Below are 17,175 nucleotides of genomic sequence, written 5' to 3' on the forward strand. Positions count from 1 at the left end.
TGCCTCCGCAATACCTCGGTCACGAGTTGATATTGTATAAAATCCAATATGTAAGAGGGCGTGAACAGAGAGGGGCCAATCCTCGGTCACGAGGTTGGCTGTCGAATATCGACGAGGCCGAACTCGTCGGAATCTTCGTCCTTTGTCATTCGGCGCGTATCCGCCCCTCATGTTCCGGGCGGCGTGCTGAACGACGAAGGCGTCACCCATGACCCTCGCAAGCAAGACGCTCAAGGCCCTGTTGATGAGGCCCGACTCATGCGGACTCTTTCCGTGCAATCACCCGTACGGGGGATGTTACACGCGGCCCTCCTCGTGATCCTCTGCAATGTGATCCCGGCCCCGGCTCTCCGAGCGGACGGGCCGCCAATGCCGCCGAAGGGGGAGGTTCGACTCGAGAGCGGCCGTGTCGTCGATTACACGATCCATTTCGACCGGAACTCGCTCCGAGACAGCGTGCGCTTCGGGGACCGGCTCGTCGCCGCAACATCTTCGGGCACGCTCCTGAGCTTCGAGCTGCCCGCCGTTCGCCTGGTCCGGGAGCGGATCGACATCGAGGACGTCGCATGCCTGGGTCGGGGAGAAGGCGAGGCGGTCCTCGCGGGCTTTGCGGATGGCCGGATTTGCCGCGTTGATCCGGCAACGCTCGAGCTGACGGAGCTGGCGAAGCTCAATTCCTTGCCGCGTTGGGTCGGCCGGGGGCGGGCGGCAAGAGGTCGGCCGGCGGGCCTGGTCGCCGTGACCCGCCAGACCAGGCCCTCGGATCGCGAGGGCAGTCAGCGGGACATGCCGTATTCGGTGGTCCACGACCTCGCCACGGGGAAGACGATTGCGACAGAAGAGGAAGCGACGACGTTCTGGCTCGAGGACTCAGGGCGGATCTGGCTCGGGGCGGACCGAGGCGAGTGGGGGGGCCGAGTCATCCGGGTCGACTTGATCAAGGGGACGGCCGACACGATCAAGCCGCCGCCAGCCGAGAAACCCAAGGTCCCGCCGTTCTGGGAAGGGATTTATGGGTTCGTCACGCTTCGCGACGGCCAGGTCTGGGCCTTCGGCGGCACGTCTCATATGTTCACAAATTCGGCGCATATCACGCGTGTTGACGGGGACGAACCGCGACCGCTGTTCCATTTCCAGCCTCACCCAGGGCTCGAAAACGAGCCCGACCCCGGCCGGCCCAGATTCCCGATCACTCATATCGTGGAGGAGGACGACGGGCCGCTGGTCTTCTCGTACAGCGACGTCTTCCGGGTGGATCGGGAATTGAAAGCCTGGAAGAAGGTTGCCACCCTCGAGATCCAGTACCGATGGGGGCGGCCCGACGCGGTGGGAGCCTATCCCTCCGTTTGCGCCGTCCATCCGCCGAGACGTGGCGGAGATCCCTATGTCCTTGCCACGGTCGCCGACGGATATGTGCTCCTTGATGGGACAAAGGCGACCCCACGCGGCCTTTTTGGTCAGCTCGGCGCCTCGAGCGTCGACGGTGTAGAGAACACCACGGAGGGAACTCTCGCTTTCAGCAACGACAATTGCCTCCCGACCTGGACGCTCGATGCGGAGGGCTGGAAGGTCGTTTCGCTCGCGCCGCCTTTTGAGATCGATCCGGCCGGGGACGCTGCGGAACTTGAGAAGGACTCGGAGGACTGGTACGAGACCAGCGTTCTCATCGGGCCTGGCGGGGCGATCTACACGGTGAGCGGGACCGGCGTGAGCTCCGGGACGCGAGCCACGGGGCGCCGGGTGGATGGGAAGTCCATCAGGATCGGCCGCGAAGCCTCGTCTCTGGACCCGTCGTCATCCTTCATCACGGCCGACGGCACCCTGTGGAATGCTTCTTCCGACGACCTGAAGACGTTCACGAAGGGGAGGTGGGAACGCGTCGCTCCGTTTCAGGATGGGCTCCTGTCCCGGCTGACCTCCCTCAATACGAACGGTCCTCCTTGGATGTTGCTCGACGGCGACTACGACAACCTCTGGCGGTTGGCTCACGATGCGCCGGGAAACAAACCCCAACTGACCAAGGTCGAGGTCGTGGAAGCCGGGGAGAGGCTCCACGTTGACGACGCGATCGCCTGGACCGACGACTCGGTCCTGCTCGCGACCAACGCGGGCCTGAGGGCCTACTCCGTCAAAACCCGGAAGTTGTCACGGGTCGACTTCCCCGAACCTCCACAGCCCGCGACGACGCTCGTCCGCGACGGGCTCGGTCGCCTCTGGATGGGGTGCGGCACAATCTGGACTGACCGCAAGTCAACGCGGGGACTCTGGCTGGGAGAGCCCGGGGCCAAGACAACCGTGGGCTTCGATCGCGTACCCTGGGTCGGTCGGAGCGAGGTATTCGCCATCATCCCAGACCCTCACCACGCCGATGGCGTCATCGTCGCCCTCGGCACGCGAGGCGTTGCGTTCGTGCGGGCCCGGCAGTCCCAGTCAATGTGAAAATGGTATTTTATGTGATAGTTTTTTGATTTGTTGAAATTGGTTATGCGCGGTGGCGTTTGCTCGTCCTTTGGCCGTGCGACCGCTCGAAAGGGAATCGAAATTGACTTGCAACGTGCGTGTGGGTGACCGATGCTTTGCGGCAGCGATGTCGATGGTCGCGATGGCCGTGCGTTGGTAGAATCCGGACGCGAGGTGCGGTGGCGGACGGATCGCCCGAGGATGATGTTGGGAAGGGAGTACGGACCAATGCTGGGCGCGACACTGGGGGCCGGGGACTATCTTGAGCGGGTTTGTCGGGAGATTCGGGGGCTCGACCTGACGCAGGTCGAGAACTTCAGCGACTTGATCGAAAAGGCATATCACGCCGGCCGGTTCGTCTTCATCATCGGCAACGGCGGCTCGGGGGCGAATGCCTCGCATCTCTCCGAGGATCTCGCCAAGTGCACCCTGAGAGACTTCGAGTCGCAGAAGCGGCTCCGTGTCCTGAGCCTGACCGACAACACGGCAGGGATCATGGCCTGGGCCAATGACGAGGGGTACGACCGGATCTTCGTCGAGCAGCTCAAGAACCTGGCGAGTCCCGGCGACCTCCTGCTGGCGATCTCGGGGTCGGGCAACAGCCCGAACATCCTCAAGGCGGTGACCTGGGCCAACGCGAATGGCCTGGCGACCCTGGGGATCACGGGATTCAGCGGCGGACAGTTGAAGGCCCTGGCCCAGCACCACTTCCACGTCGCGATCGACGACATGGGAATCGTCGAGTCGGTGCACCAGGTGGTCTTCCACTGGATCATCGACGACATCTACCGGAGGATCTCCGGCCCCGTCGCCGCCAAGGCCTGACCCGCGCAGGCGCCGAAAATCGTCCATTCGTATTGTTATGCGTCGGATCCGAAACCCGGCTTCTTCTGAGAAGCCGGGTCTCGCGATCGGTGGTCAGACGACCTTGGCACGTCCGATGCCGTGGTAGGTGAAGCCGAGGGCGGCGAGCTTGGCCGGGTCGTAGAGGTTCCGGCCGTCGAAGATCACCGGCTCGCGGAGGAGTCGCGCGAGGACCTCGAAGTCGGGGTTCCGGAACTCGTTCCACTCGGTCACGATCGCCAACGCGTCGGCTTGCTCCAGCGCGCCGTACGGCCGGTCGCAGTAGGTCAGGCGGTCGCCGTAGATCTCGCGGACGTTGTCGATGGCCACCGGGTCGTGGACCCGCACCGACACCCCGGCCGCGAGGAGCGAGTCGATCAGGACGAGCGAGGGCGCTTCGCGGATGTCGTCGGTCTTCGGCTTGAAGGCCAGGCCCCAGACGGCGACGGTCTTGCCCTTGGCCTGGTCGCCGAAGTGGCCGAGGATCTTGCGGGCCAGGACGTTTTTCTGGGCCTCGTTGACCGCGTCGACCGACTCCATCATCCGGGCCGGCAGGCCGTGCGACTGGGCCATGTGGATGACGGCGCGGATGTCCTTGGGGAAGCACGAGCCGCCGTAGCCTGCGCCGGGGAAGAGGAAGCTGAAGCCGATCCGCGAGTCGTGGCCGATGCCCCGGCGGACGTCGTTGATGTCGGCGCTGTAGGAGTCGCAGAGGTTGGCCATCTCGTTGATGAAGCTGATCTTGGTCGCCAGGAGGCAGTTGGCGACATATTTGGTCATCTCGGCGCTTTCGGGCGTCATGGCCAGGAACGGCCGATCGGTGCGGAGGAAGGGGGAGTAGAGCTCGCGGAGCCGCTCGCCGACCTCGGGCCGTCGGACGCCGACGACGACGCGGTCGGGCTTGTTGAAGTCGTCGATGGCGGCGCCTTCCTTGAGGAACTCGGGGTTATTCGCGACGTCGAAGGGGACGTCGGTGACGGCGGCCATGCGTCGTGTGAGCTCGGCGTTGGTGCCGACGGGGACGGTGCTCTTGATGACGATGATCTTGCGCTCGTCGAGGTGCCTGGCGATTTGTTCACCGACGGCCCAGACGCCGCGGAGGTCGGCGCCGCCGTCGTCGCCCTGGGGGGTGCCGACGGCGATGAAGATGATCTCGCTGTCGGCGATGGCCTCGGGCAGGGAGGTCGTGAAGTTGAGCCGGCCGTCGCGGTGGTTGCGGTGGACGAGCTCGGAGAGGCCGGGCTCGTAGATCGGGATGATGCCCTGCTTGAGTCGGGCGATCTTCTCCTCGACCTTGTCGACGCAGATGACGTCGTTGCCGCTCTCGGCGAAGCAGGTGCCCGACACCAACCCCACGTAGCCCGTTCCGATGACCGCGATCTTCATGTCTAGCTTCCTTCGCGAGGAGGGGCCCCGGTCCCTCGACGTTCCCGAACACGGGGTAGACCCGAAGGGCCGAGGCGCGTTGAATCTTGCCGCATGCGCGGCGCGAGGTCGACTAAGCGTGCCGTTGTCGTTTCGACCGCGGCTTGTTCTCAGACGCGATCAGCCCTTGCGAGGACGGTCGTTGCCGATTCGTAGGGGGAGGTTCGACTCTCGCATCGAGCCGCGATAAAGTCATCGATCGGGACGGCACTCGTCCGACTTGAGCCGATCGAGTCTCGGCCACCCGACCTCTCGACGGCCCTTCCTTGAACCGGCGAACATCACGGAAGAAAATATCCCATATAAGCTTATGGCGAGTCAATGCCTTGCGTCGGCCGGCCCGGGGCCGAGAGTCGCGGGATGCGAGGAGGTCCCATCCGTCGGAGACCGTCATCCCGGGCCTGTTCGCCGGAGAAGACGCGGCGACGTTGGGACTCCCCGGAGTTCGTGCTCGACTCCACCTTCCGTCCCCAAGCCCGACACTCAAGAAACCGGGATCCAGATTTTGCGATGCGATCGTTTTCCCGTTCATTGGGGCCGAGAGCGCCGGAACCAGTCGACGAAGAGTCGTAGTCCGTCCTGGAAGGGGGTTGCGGGGGTGTAACCGAGTTCGTCCTTGGCCCTTGAGACGTCGGCGTAGGTGAGCCTGACGTCGCCGGGCTGTTCGGGGAGCCTGTCGATGATGGGTTCTTTCCCGAGGGCCTCGCCCAGGGACTGGATCATGAATCGGAGGTCGACGGGGCTGGAGTTCCCGAGGTTGTAGATGTGGTATCGGGAGCAGTGTTCGACGGAGCGGACGATTCCGTCGACGATGTCGGCGACGAAGGTGTAGTCGCGTCGAGTGGATCCGTCGCCGAACATGGGGACGGGGAGCCCGCGTTCGATGAGGGAGGCGAATTTGTAGATGGCGAGGTCAGGCCTGTTCCTGGGCCCGTAAGCGGTGAAGAATCGGAGTCCGGTGACGGGGAGGCCGTGGAGGTGGTGGAAGGTGTGAGCGAGGAGTTCGCAGGCTTTTTTGGTGGCGGCGTATGGGCTGACGGGGAGGTCGACGGAGTCGGACTCTCGGAAGGGCGGGTTGTCGCGGTCTCCGTAGACGCTGGAGCTTGAGGCGTAGACGAATTTGGGAATGGATTTGAGTTTGACGGCGGCGTCGAGGAGGTTGACGGTCCCGAGGACGTTGACGTCGGCGTAGAGTGCGGGGTCGTCGATGCTGGGCCGGACGCCGGCCCTTGCGGCGAGGTGAACGACGGCGTCTGGGTTGAAGTCTTGGAAGAGGGAGTTGACGGCGTTTCGGTCGCGGATGTCGGCGTGTAGGAGTCGGAAGCGGTGGTTTTTGGAGGCGAGGGCGAGGTTGTCGCGTTTTCGGGATTCTGGGTAGAAGGAGTCGAAGTTATCGAGGGCGACGACGTCGCCGCCGGAGTCGAGGAGTCGTTCCACGAGGTGGGAGCCGATGAATCCGGCGCCCCCCGTCACGATCGTCCGCATGGCCAATCCGGAGACCTTCGGTCGTCCGCCATCGCTAAGGGAAAGAGTTCAGAGAACCGGAGCACCCCGGCCCGTGCCGTCGCTTCGGGTCGGGGCTTCCGAGACGCCAGGCGCCGATGGCCCGGCATCCGGAGACCGTCTCCGGGACCGTCGGATCCCGGCCACCGCTTCGGGAATCAATACTTCTTCACGGGCCTCGTCGAAATGGTCACGTCCAACTTCGCCGGGGCGGCCTTCCGGGCCATTTCGAGGGGCTGGGCCACGCCGGGCTCCTCCGGCTTCGCCGACGACCCGCCGAGATTCCTGGCGATCCGGAGGGCGAGGCCCAGGTAGATCCAATTCCTCGGCTCGCTCTGCAACACGTTGCCGTTGTGGAACGACGAGTTGAGCATGAACGCGAGCACCCCGGCGAACATCATGAAGGCGGTGATCCGGACGACCGGGTCGGGCATCGCCACCATGCGGACGAGCGGCCTGAGCGTGTAGAAATAGATCAACGAGATGCAGAGGACGCCGATCCACCCGAAGTCCATGGCGACGGTCATGAGGACGTTGTGCGGGTAGTCCTTGAAGGCGCTCTCTCGGGTGTTGCTGTCGATCGTGATGCCCAGCCTATCTTCGGCCTCGGTCGCCGCGAGCCAGAGGATGTTGGTCGAGATCTGGGTGGCGGCGGGCTCGAGCGGGTCGAAGACCAGGTTGGGGATGCCGAAGGGATGGAGCAAGATCACCGGGCCATAGGCCACGTAGGTGGCCCCGAGTCGCGCATCTTCCTGGATGGCTCCCCCCTCTTTTTCCATGAACGGGAGGATGACGGCGACCAGGGGGATGAGGACCATCATCCCGATGAGGCCCATCTTGAAGAAGGACGGTAGCTGCTTCCGGAAGAAGAAGGACGCGAGCGCGATCGAGCCGACGAGGCCGAGGAGGCCCGATCGCGACGACGAGCCCACGATTCCCAGCGTGCCGAGGCCCGCCGTCACGATGCACAACAGCGAGACTGGGGCCGCATAGGGCTTCTTCTTGTCCCCGAGGAAGAGCGACAGGGCCGAGATGACCGACATGACGATCGGCGTCTCGATGGCATAGGTCAGGTTGACGTAGTCGGCCTCGAGTCCCGCCGGATGGAAGCTCGTGACGTTATTGAAGTTGCTATACCTCGACCAGGGGGTCAACCAATTCAGGACCAGCTCCAGGATGACCGTGATCGAAGAGGCGATGATCATGCAGTAGAGAACGCTAATGTAAATGCGCATCCGGCGTTCGGACCGGCAGTAGTGGTACACGCAGAAGAAGAGCATCATCCCGAAGCACAGTCGGATGGGTCGCTTGAGGCTCTCGTCGGCCTGGAGTTGGGTCAGTCGCTCGACCACGAACGCGAAGTTGTAGGCGCCGATCAAGAGCGCGGGGATGGCGGCCGCGATCATGGGGAAAGGAGATCGGTCCGCGAGGCATCCCTTGATCCCGATGCTGGCCGCGAGGCACAGGAAGGCGAGGACGGTCGCGTAATAGTAGACGGGCATCTTCAAGGCTTCTTCGAGCCCTTCGAGGGCGAATGCGAAGAACCCTTGCGCCAGGAATCCGATCGTCGCGACGACCAAAAAGAAGAAGCCCGTCGAATTCGCGAGCCGATCGACCCATGCGAGCTTTTCGAACTTCGTGACGTTCGCTTTCATGGGATGGGTCTCGGGGCGTGGGCTGCTGGCGAGAGGCCCTTGACGCCCGTCGCGGGGCGTCTGCGTGGCCGGAGAGTCTTGGGCCGAGGCGATCGTACCCCGGCCGAGGTGGTGACGAACGTGCGAACAGTCGTCGATTCGACGTTGTGCTCCGGCCCTTCTCGAACGCCCACCAACCTCGCCTGGACGACCCTGCCGGGCCGTTCGATGTCACGTCGCCAGGCATCCCTGGATGGGCTACGAGCCGAGGTCCCGGATGGGACAACCTCCCGTCGAAGCACCCGCGTGCGAGGACTCGGGAGCGGAGCCCGAGGTGTCTTCGAAGTCCTGCGACCGAGGCCGGAGGATGCACGCCGGCCCTTTGGGATGACGCACACCTTCGCATCAATCTAGTTGGAGTCGAACGAGACTGTCAAGACTGCACGCAGGGAACATTGATCCATCTGTGCATCCAGTTTTGATGGCCAAGGGCAGGAGAAGCCGCCATGCAAGCTGACGGCAAAGCGCTCCGGCCCCTCGGGCCTCGGGCTCAGGTCTTGGACCGGAACCAGTCGACGAAGAGTCGTAGTCCGTCCTGGAAGGGGGTTGCGGGTGCGTACCCGAGTTCGTCCTTGGCCCTTGAGACGTCGGCGTAGGTGAGCCTGACGTCGCCGGGCTGTTCGGGGAGCCTGTCGATGATGGGTTCTTTCCCGAGGGCCTCGCCCAGGGACTGGATCATGAATCGGAGGTCGACGGGGCTGGAGTTCCCGAGGTTGTAGATGTGGTATCGGGAGCAGTGTTCGACGGAGCGGACGATTCCGTCGACGATGTCGGCGACGAAGGTGTAGTCGCGTCGAGTGGATCCGTCGCCGAACATGGGGACGGGGAGCCCGCGTTCGATGAGGGAGGCGAATTTGTAGATGGCGAGGTCAGGCCTGTTCCTGGGCCCGTAAGCGGTGAAGAATCGGAGTCCGGTGACGGGGAGGCCGTGGAGGTGGTGGAAGGTGTGAGCGAGGAGTTCGCAGGCTTTTTTGGTGGCGGCGTATGGGCTGACGGGGAGGTCGACGGAGTCGGACTCTCGGAAGGGCGGGTTGTCGCGGTCTCCGTAGACGCTGGAGCTTGAGGCGTAGACGAATTTGGGAATGGATTTGAGTTTGACGGCGGCGTCGAGGAGGTTGACGGTCCCGAGGACGTTGACGTCGGCGTAGAGTGCGGGGTCGTCGATGCTGGGCCGGACGCCGGCCCTTGCGGCGAGGTGAACGACGGCGTCTGGGTTGAAGTCTTGGAAGAGGGAGTTGACGGCGTTTCGGTCGCGGATGTCGGCGTGTAGGAGTCGGAAGCGGTGGTTTTTGGAGGCGAGGGCGAGGTTGTCGCGTTTTCGGGATTCTGGGTAGAAGGAGTCGAAGTTATCGAGGGCGACGACGTCGCCGCCGGAGTCGAGGAGTCGTTCCACGAGGTGGGAGCCGATGAATCCGGCGCCCCCCGTCACGATCGTCCGCATGGCCAATCCGGAGACCTTCGGTCGTCCGCCTCGATGATCCCGGGCCCGATCGCCTCAACACGGCCGATCGGCACCCGGATGGATCAGAATTTGATAATGATAGAGAATTTAGTGGGCTCGCTCCCGGCCCTCGCGACCCGGCGCGAGGGCGTCCGGGAGCCTCGGGGTCAGGCGGAGGGGGCGGAGGCCGTGTTCTGGAACAGCGCGTCCATCTGGTAGATCTGGCCGCTGTCATCCCTCAGGAACGCGAGGGGCTGCAGGAAGCGGAAGCCGCGGTCCTGGAGGAAATTCTGGATGTCCTGGAACAGCGGCTCGCCCTTGTAGGCGGGCTCGAACACCGTCTCGGCCAGGACGTAGTCGCAGCGGGCCAGGAGTTCGGGGGCCCCCTTAAGGGCCTCGATCTCGAATCCCTGGAGGTCGAGCTTCAGCAGGATCGGCCGCTCGAGGGCCTTGTCGGCGAGGATGGTGTCGAGCCTCTTGACCGGCACGTCGATCGGGGCGAGGTGCCGCTGGCCGGCGTGCTTGGGCTTGTCCTCGTCCTGCAGGGGGAGGGCCGAGGACGACTGGGAGTATTCGTTCGGGAAGAACTGGATCGTCCCGTCATGGCTCCCGAGCGCGGTCTCGAACAGGTGGACCTTCGGGCTGTCGGCCAGGTTTGTCCGGAAGGTCTTGGCGACCTCGGCGAGCGGCTCGAAGGAGTAGATCGTGGCCTCGGGGTAGATCTCCTTCGAGGTCCGGGCGAATTGCCCCACGTTCGCGCCGGCGTCGATGATCGTCCGGAAGACGATCCCTTTCCGCCGCATCGCCGAGACGATGAGGAAGGAGGAGATCGAGAACGGCTTCCACCCCATGAGGGCCTTCAGGCCGTTGGGCTTGCTGAGGATCTCCCCCAGGCGGATAAATTTCTTGATCATGTCGCTGAGTGGCTCCCCTGAATCGCTTGGCCCGTGAAGTTGGCTCGCGGCGTCCGGACGACGAGGCGTGGGTGTGGGTGTAGGTTAGGAGCGGCCGGCCTTCTTGTTGGCGGCGGCGTAGCTGACGATCTTGTGGTAGAACTCCTCCGCGGCCGCCATCACCTTCGAGGAGTCGACGCGTTCCGCGATCATCCGGCGGTTGTGTTCATCGGCCGAGGCGCGGAACGCGGGATCTTGGATGGCGCGGACGATCCCGTCGGCCACGGATTCGGGGCTCCCCTGGTCGATGAGGATGCCGTTGACGCCGTCGTCGATCCATTCTCTCACAGACTCGATATCCCCGGCTACCGGGAAGACGCCGCAGGCCATCGCTTCGAGGAGCGAGTTCGGAGTGCCGTCGTGATCCGACGGAGAGATCAGGACGTCGGCGAGTTGGAAGATGGACGCCATGTCCGCGTGCGACACGTAGGGGAGGAGTCGCATCGACTTCTCGATCCCCAGGCGCGAGACCCAGCCTTCGGCGACGGAGTTCCCCTCCATCATGCCCGCCAGGAAGATCGCGTTGGGGATGCGCTCGAGGACGAGGGGGATGGAGCGGAAGAAGTTGTCGTTGCGGATATAGGGCTTCATCCCCCGAGGGTTGATGACGACCGGCACGCCCTCGGGGATCTCGAATCGAGCCCGGATCGCGGGGTCGGCGGGACCCGGCTTGAGGAAGGTGTTGGAGAGCCCGCCGCCGCCGGGGAGCACCGCGGCCGGCTTGTCGGCGCCGAAGCCGTGCTCGTAGCCCAGTCGAAGGTCGCGCCGGCAGTCGGGATGGAGGCCGTCGGCCCGGTCCATCGCGCGACGGATCAATCGGTCCAAGGTGGGCGAGCTCGCCGCGCCCAGGGTGAAGTCGTTTCCCCAGATCGAGATGAGCAGGGGGATCGACGACGACCTCATGGCCTCGGCCGCGAGGATCCCCTCGTAGGGGACCCGCATGGCGTGGACCAGGTCCGGCTTGATCTCGTTGATGAGACGGCGGACCCGACTCGTCTGGTACCGCACCACCAGGGGCGCGATCTTGTCTCGCACGCGGACCAGGGTCCTCCAGGCGGCCTTCCCGCGCAGCGAGGCGAAGAACGCCGAGCCGTGCATCGTCTGGGCGTTGCCCTTGCCGGAGCGGGCCTTGGCCGAGAAATCGAACGGGGCCACATGCATCGACGCGACCGGCAGGTCGTCCGGGCAGGGGTAGGTCGTGATCAGGTGGACCTCGTGCCCGGCCTTCAGGAAGTGCCGCATCCAGTTCCTTGGGCTGGGCGTCCGTCCGTCAACGACATAACAGAGCTTCATAAAAACTCTCTCTTCGGATGCTGGTCGACCGATCCTTGGCGGGATCCGGGCGATCGTCGAGCCAGGCGTGTTCGAGTCGTGTTCCCCTCGGCGAGAGGGCCACTGGATGTCGCTGTTCACGAAGTCGGGCGGAGTCGCCGAATCCCGGGGATGGTCCGATGGAGGCTCGGTCGCCGCCGCCCGCGAGCGTGGGTCCCGCCCCGCGGGCCGGGTCGGGCGGCCGGGACGACCACCGTTGCCAGGCCATCCACGCCGTCGTCCCCCAGGCCGAGGAACCGCATCGGGCGCGTCGACGTCGGGGCTCGATCGCTCGGCATTACAACCGAACGAGGTCGGGGAACATCTCTTGATAGAATTCTTCGAAGCGGCCGGCCATCCGCTCCGCGGGGAATTCCTTGCCGTAGGCGGCCGCGTTCGCCCCGAGCGCCTCGATCTTGCCGGGGGTCGTGATGATCTCGGCCAGTCGTGCGGCGAGGTCTTCCGGCGAGCCTTTCTTGAACAGGGGGCCGACGTCGACGTCGCCGATCAGGTCGACGTGCTCGGGGATGTCCGAGGCGACGATGGCAAGGCCGCAGGTCATCGCCTCGAGCATCGAGTTCGGCATCCCCTCGTTCTCGGACGCCGTGCAGAAGACCTGGGCCCGCTTCATGATGCCCGGGACATCCTTGCATTGCCCGAGCATCCGAATCTGGTCGCCCAGCTTCAACTCGTCGATCCTCTGCTGGAGGAAGTCCGAGGCCTCGCCGCTGCCGCAGATCGCCAGGGCCGGGCGGATCCCCTTGTCCCTGAGGATCGCCATCGCGTCGATGATCACCTCGACCCGCTTATACGAGACGAGCCGGGAGGCCGCGAGGATCTTCGGCGAGAGCTCGGGATTCTCGAAGGGCGGGGGGGTCCTCGGCTCCATCGCGTCGATCTTGCCGAGGTCGAGGCCGTTCGGGATCACCTTCACGGGGACGCCGACCTTGAGCTCGTCCCGGATGTAGCGCGCTCCGGCGTGGGAATTGGCGATGACCCCGACCACGCAGTGCCTGAGGAACCAGGGCCGGAGCCTGGTGAACCATCGGTTCTTGATTTCAGGAACATGATTATGCAAAAAACTGCTGTTGCGTTCGCTCCCGACGACCGGGATCCTGAAGATCGCGCCGAGGCCGCCGGCCATGACGTCCGTCTGAGGGAGCCAGGCCTGGAGGATCGTGGGCTTCCACTTCAGGATGGCCCGGATCATCGAGGTGATGGGGTGCCAGGGCCGCCTTCCCTTGGCTTGTTCGAGGAAAATCGGGACGCCTAACGCGCGGAGCTCGTCGTGAAATTCGCCGGTCTTCCAGGCGAAGACGGCGTGTTCGACGTTCGGGGACGACTTGTAGACGAGGAGGTTCCTGAGTTGGCGCTCGGCCCCGCCCCCTCCCAGGACCGGGATGCAGTGGAGGATCCGGGGTTTCTCTCCAGGGCGTTGTCTCACCGAAACTATCCCTTCACGTCTGGGAGTCGAGGGGCGGCCGTGATCGGTCGGTCGAGGGAACGGTCGTGGGTCGAGTTCGAGAGGGCCGGGTTGGGCTGCGAGGCGAGGGGGACGGACCATCCAAGCGGGGGCCCGTTGGGCGACCTCGTGGGCCCGTGAATGGGCCGCGCGGGGGAGGCTCCTCAGGCGGGATGAGAGGACGCCGCACCCTCCGCCATCTTCTCCTGGAAGAGATTTTCCAGATGCCGGCGCTTCTCGTCGGGGGAGAGGCCGCGGATCATCATCGCCTTGGGGCGGACCCGCTCCCAGTAGTCGTCGACCGACTTGATTCGCTTGGCAGGGGCACCCACCACCACGCTCCCGGGCTCCACGTCACGCGTCACGATGGAGCCGGCGCCGACGACGGAGTTCGCGCCGATGGTGATCCCGGGCAGGAGGATGCAGTTCATCCCGATGAAGACGTTATCACAGATCACGATCGGGGCGACGACATCGATGTCGGGATGGTCCTTCCGGAAGACCCAGACACCCCCGTCGTGATTGATGAACTTCACGTTTGGGGCGATTGTAACATGGTTGCCGATGCTGATCAAGTAAGGCTCGCTGCCGAAGGTGTCGGGCGCGAGGTCCAGTCGGCAGTCGTGGCCGACCCGGACGCCCAGGGACCTTGCGTAGGCGACAGGATCGGTTCGCATCTTGATGCGACGGTTGATAGCCTTGATGATCCGAATCATGGGATCCACCCTTTGGGGTTGGAGTCGAGGCGGTCGAATTCATGCGAGAGGCCCTCGGCCTCCGCCTGGCCGAGCCCGGTGTCCTCGTGCGGGCCGGAGATCCGAGGCGGGCGAGGTGCGCGTCTCTCAAGGGTCGAGGTGAAAAAAGCGGACCCTCCCCCCCAATTTGCGCTGGAGCATCCGGATCGCCTCTTTGGGAACCTCTCCGAGCCAATGGCCCGGCAGGAGGATCCCGGCGGCGATCCCGGAGATCGCGGCGGTGGCGATCGTCACGGCGAGGATCAGGAGATCAGGCAGGCCGGTCGTACGAAGGCCGACCGTCACGGGCGCGGTGGCCAGCGAGATGACGGCGGCCATGACGACGCCGGGCAACTGGCAGGAGAGGTAGTCTTTCCAGGGGACGCCGCTCGCGATCACGGCGAGGTGCGAGATCAGGACGTAGTGGATGACCACGGCCACAAAGACGCCGACCGAGACGCCGTTGATCCCCCAGCGATACGTCAGGAAGGCCCCCAAGAGGACGTTGATGGCATAGATGCAGTGCCTCAAGGCCTGCTTGTAGACGAGCCCCTGGGCCCGTGCCACGGTGTCGCCAAGGTTCGTCATCGTCCGCAGCCACCCCGCGCCGCAGAGGATTTGCAACGGGATGATCGCCCCCGCCCACTTCGCGCCGAAGAGCCCTCGGACCAGCTCGGGGGCCACGATCCCGATCACGGTGAGGATCGGGAAGAGGACCAGGGCGGTGAGGGTGACCGAGCTCATGTAGACGGTGGCCATGCGCTTGGGATCGCCCTGGAGCTTCGAGTAGGCCGGGAAGAGGACCGTGCTGAGGGCGTTCGCCAGGTGGAAGATCGGCAGCGTCATGAGCTGATAGGCGCGGAGGAAGAGTCCCAAGGGGCCTGGGCCAAGCCAACGCCCGACGACGAAGTTGCCGCCGCTGTGGGCGATGTAGTTGGCGATCCGCGCGACCCCGACGCCGACGCCGAAGTGCAGGAGCTGGTGCGCCTCGTCCCGGGCCAGGCAGGGCCGGACGGGATGCGGCGAGAGGATCAGCAACAGGACCGTCTTCGCCAGCGCCGTGATGACCCATCCCCAGACCAAAGCCCACTCACCGTATCTCAGGTACGCGAGCGCCACGGCGACCACGCCGAACCCGATCGCGTAGGAGATCAGTTCGACCATGGCGATCTTGCGGAATTCCATCCGACGCTCGAGGAGGGCCCCGGCCGTCGAGCCGAAGCTCGCCAGCAAGAAGGTCCACGCGATGACTCGCAGGAGCGGGACCAGGTCACCCGCGTCGCCCGTGCCGAGGAGGTGGGCCGCCGGGTACGCGGAAAGCTGGAGGATCAACGTCAGGACGAGTCCCGAGAGCACCGACAGCGTGAACGCCACTCGGATATGTTTGTCGGTGAGCTCCGCCCGCTGGACCACGGCGGGTGCCATGCCGATCTCCGCGATCACCCCGGCGAAGCCGACGACGATCATCACCTGGCCGACCATCCCGAACGCCTCGACCGACAGGAGTCGCGCCAGGACCACCATCGTGAACGTCTGGAGCGCGACCTGGGAGACCGTCGCGAAGAGACGCCAGGCCAGGGCGTTCATCGTGCGGTCCGTCAGGGAAGGGGCCGCGCCCTGTGCCACTCGGCTCATCGAGGCCTCCACGGCAAGAGTGTCGTCATGTTCAATGGACCATCGGCCTTACGGGTTTGGGAGGACTCGGCATCCTCCCGTCGAGGGGAGCGGGGCCGTGTGTCGCCGTCAAGTCCCGGGAGAGCGCGTTGAGACGGAGTCCGGACTCCAACGTGCCGGCGATCCGAAAGGGACGGAATCCTCCCCGGTCGGTCGCCTTCGGGCTCCCGTACATTCTCGGGGACCTGGATCCCGGCCGACCACGCGCGGTCGGCGCAACGGCCCAAGGGGAGGCGTCGGAGACCGTCCTTGAATAGGCTCCCGCCGCCGCTTCCGTTGGGTTTCCTCGGAGCCTCGGCAGGGCCGGAGTCGGCCCTCGGACGAGGCCCAAAGGCCCGACCCTCCCCGGTGAAACGCGACCGGAGGAGGGCCGTCCTCAACTCTCACCACTTGGTATCGGCCGAAGCCTTGTTGTCGCGATACCACGTGATCGTCTTTTCGAGGCCATCCTTCAGGTTCGTCGGGGCGGTCCAGCCGCCGAGCGCCGACTTCATCCGGGTGACGTCGAGGACCTTCTTGAGGGCACCGTCCGGCTTGTCGGTGTTCCAGGCGAGCTTGCCCTGGTACTTCGACACCGTGTGGACGGTCTCGGCCAGCTCCTTGATCGAGGTGCCGATGCCCGTGCCGATATTCAGAGGGATCGAGCTGTCGTCGTAGGTCTCGGCCGCCAGGACGATGGCGTCGGCGCAGTCCTCGACGTAGATGAACTCGCGGATCGGCTTGCCGGTCCCCCAGATCTCGACGCTCGGCGCCTTGCCCTGCTCGGCCTCGACGAACTTGCGGACGAGGGCCGCCACGACGTGGGAGCGGTCGGGGTTGTACGAGTCGCCGGGGCCGTAGAGGTTCGTCAGGATCAGGTGGATCGAGTCGAGCCCGTACTGCCGCTTGTAGGCCTGGGCCTGCACGGCCATCATCTTCTTCGTGAGGCCGTAGTTGATCACGCTGGCGTGGCAAGGGCCGGCCCAGAGGTCCTCTTCCTTGAGGTCGCCTTCGAGGTAGCCTGGGTAGCTGCACGCCGTGCCGATCGCCACGAACTTGTCGACCTTGGCGAGCCGGGCGGCCTCCATGAGGTTGGCGCCCATGACCAGGTTCGAGTAGTAGAGCGTGGCCGGCTCGGAAACGTTGATGCCGATCCCGCCGTAGTAGGCGGCGGCGTGGAAGAGGACGTCGCAGGGGTGCTCGAGCAGGCACTTGAGGCAGGCGTCGAGCGCCGTCAGGTTGTAGTTGCGCTGGCGTGGGACGAAGACTTCCGCCCCGAGTCGCTGGAGGCGGGCGACCAGGTGCTGGCCGAGGAAACCCGCGCCGCCGGTCACCGTCACGCGCTTGCCGGCCCAGAATCCTTGCATCTCGAATCTCCGGAAAGAAGGGTCAGTGGTCGGTCGTTCCCGAGGGAGGCTCCGGGGCCGGGGAATGGGAAGGCGTCGGGCCCAGGGGCCCGCCGGCCGAGGAGCCCCCGCAGCAGCGGCCCCGGGGCGTTCGCCCCGGCCGGCCACCGGCCGCTCGACTTAGACGTTGGCGAAGGGGTTGTGGAACTCGATGAGCTTGGCCGCGCGGACGAGCTCGGCGATCCCGCGGTCGAGGTCGACCGTCGTCTCGAAGCCCTTCTTGCGGATCTTCTCGTACGAGACCTCGTAGTTCCGCTGGTCCGCGTCGCTGCCGACCTCGGCGAAGTGGA

Annotated in this window: 12 protein-coding genes; 2 read left to right on the forward strand and 10 right to left on the reverse strand. The window is 65.1% G+C overall.

Annotated features, from left to right (window positions below; translation table 11 throughout):
* Positions 1 to 273 precede the first annotated feature (273 nt).
* On the forward strand, positions 274 to 2,439 hold the full coding sequence (locus ACYOEI_RS39545; protein ID WP_462856089.1) for a ligand-binding sensor domain-containing protein: 2,166 nt from the start codon (positions 274 to 276) through the stop codon (positions 2,437 to 2,439).
* Between the two features lie 249 nt (positions 2,440 to 2,688).
* Complete coding sequence (locus ACYOEI_RS39550) at positions 2,689 to 3,285, forward strand: SIS domain-containing protein (RefSeq protein WP_462856090.1); 597 nt, start codon at positions 2,689 to 2,691, stop codon at positions 3,283 to 3,285.
* Between the two features lie 93 nt (positions 3,286 to 3,378).
* On the opposite strand, the gene ACYOEI_RS39555 is transcribed toward ACYOEI_RS39550, so the two are convergent.
* From ACYOEI_RS39555 to ACYOEI_RS39600, 10 genes are all read right to left on the reverse strand, one after another.
* The gene (locus ACYOEI_RS39555) at positions 3,379 to 4,689 is read right to left on the reverse strand and encodes a UDP-glucose dehydrogenase family protein (RefSeq protein WP_462856092.1); all 1,311 of its coding nucleotides are present in this window, start codon (positions 4,687 to 4,689) and stop codon (positions 3,379 to 3,381) included.
* Positions 4,690 to 5,256: 567 nt separating this feature from the next.
* Positions 5,257 to 6,213, reverse strand: a complete 957-nt coding sequence (locus ACYOEI_RS39560; protein ID WP_462856093.1) for a GDP-mannose 4,6-dehydratase — start codon at positions 6,211 to 6,213, stop codon at positions 5,257 to 5,259.
* Between the two features lie 176 nt (positions 6,214 to 6,389).
* Positions 6,390 to 7,886 carry an O-antigen ligase family protein gene (locus tag ACYOEI_RS39565; protein ID WP_462856096.1) on the reverse strand — a complete coding sequence of 499 codons (1,497 nt, stop codon included), beginning with the start codon at positions 7,884 to 7,886 and terminating at the stop codon, positions 6,390 to 6,392.
* 529 nt (positions 7,887 to 8,415) lie between these two features.
* A complete protein-coding gene (locus ACYOEI_RS39570; protein ID WP_462856097.1) occupies positions 8,416 to 9,366 on the reverse strand; it encodes a GDP-mannose 4,6-dehydratase in 951 nt (316 codons plus the stop codon).
* Between the two features lie 167 nt (positions 9,367 to 9,533).
* Entirely contained in the window at positions 9,534 to 10,280 is a 747-nt protein-coding gene (locus tag ACYOEI_RS39575; RefSeq protein WP_462856098.1) for an FkbM family methyltransferase, read from the reverse strand.
* Between the two features lie 84 nt (positions 10,281 to 10,364).
* The gene (locus ACYOEI_RS39580; protein WP_462856101.1) at positions 10,365 to 11,561 is read right to left on the reverse strand and encodes a glycosyltransferase family 4 protein; all 1,197 of its coding nucleotides are present in this window, start codon (positions 11,559 to 11,561) and stop codon (positions 10,365 to 10,367) included.
* 367 nt (positions 11,562 to 11,928) lie between these two features.
* Entirely contained in the window at positions 11,929 to 13,074 is a 1,146-nt protein-coding gene (locus ACYOEI_RS39585; RefSeq protein WP_462856103.1) for a glycosyltransferase, read from the reverse strand.
* A gap of 182 nt (positions 13,075 to 13,256) precedes the next feature.
* Positions 13,257 to 13,808, reverse strand: a complete 552-nt coding sequence (locus ACYOEI_RS39590; RefSeq protein WP_462856105.1) for an acyltransferase — start codon at positions 13,806 to 13,808, stop codon at positions 13,257 to 13,259.
* A 126-nt stretch (positions 13,809 to 13,934) separates the two neighbouring features.
* A complete protein-coding gene (locus tag ACYOEI_RS39595; RefSeq protein WP_462856106.1) occupies positions 13,935 to 15,461 on the reverse strand; it encodes a lipopolysaccharide biosynthesis protein in 1,527 nt (508 codons plus the stop codon).
* Between the two features lie 422 nt (positions 15,462 to 15,883).
* A complete protein-coding gene (locus ACYOEI_RS39600; protein ID WP_462856107.1) occupies positions 15,884 to 16,846 on the reverse strand; it encodes an NAD-dependent epimerase/dehydratase family protein in 963 nt (320 codons plus the stop codon).
* Positions 16,847 to 17,175 lie beyond the last annotated feature (329 nt).

The organism is Singulisphaera rosea (assembly GCF_054877945.1).

Excerpts from the sequence above, each read along its gene's own strand:
- ACYOEI_RS39550 (WP_462856090.1), top strand. The coding sequence starts at position 2,689 with ATGCTGGGCGCGACACTGGGGGCCGGGGACTATCTTGAGCGGGTTTGT.
- ACYOEI_RS39555 (WP_462856092.1), bottom strand. The coding sequence starts at position 4,689 with ATGAAGATCGCGGTCATCGGAACGGGCTACGTGGGGTTGGTGTCGGGC.
- ACYOEI_RS39560 (WP_462856093.1), bottom strand. The coding sequence starts at position 6,213 with ATGCGGACGATCGTGACGGGGGGCGCCGGATTCATCGGCTCCCACCTC.
- ACYOEI_RS39565 (WP_462856096.1), bottom strand. The coding sequence starts at position 7,886 with ATGAAAGCGAACGTCACGAAGTTCGAAAAGCTCGCATGGGTCGATCGG.
- ACYOEI_RS39570 (WP_462856097.1), bottom strand. The coding sequence starts at position 9,366 with ATGCGGACGATCGTGACGGGGGGCGCCGGATTCATCGGCTCCCACCTC.
- ACYOEI_RS39575 (WP_462856098.1), bottom strand. The coding sequence starts at position 10,280 with ATGATCAAGAAATTTATCCGCCTGGGGGAGATCCTCAGCAAGCCCAAC.
- ACYOEI_RS39580 (WP_462856101.1), bottom strand. The coding sequence starts at position 11,561 with ATGCGGCACTTCCTGAAGGCCGGGCACGAGGTCCACCTGATCACGACC.
- ACYOEI_RS39590 (WP_462856105.1), bottom strand. The coding sequence starts at position 13,808 with ATGATTCGGATCATCAAGGCTATCAACCGTCGCATCAAGATGCGAACC.
- ACYOEI_RS39595 (WP_462856106.1), bottom strand. The coding sequence starts at position 15,461 with ATGAGCCGAGTGGCACAGGGCGCGGCCCCTTCCCTGACGGACCGCACG.
- ACYOEI_RS39600 (WP_462856107.1), bottom strand. The coding sequence starts at position 16,846 with ATGCAAGGATTCTGGGCCGGCAAGCGCGTGACGGTGACCGGCGGCGCG.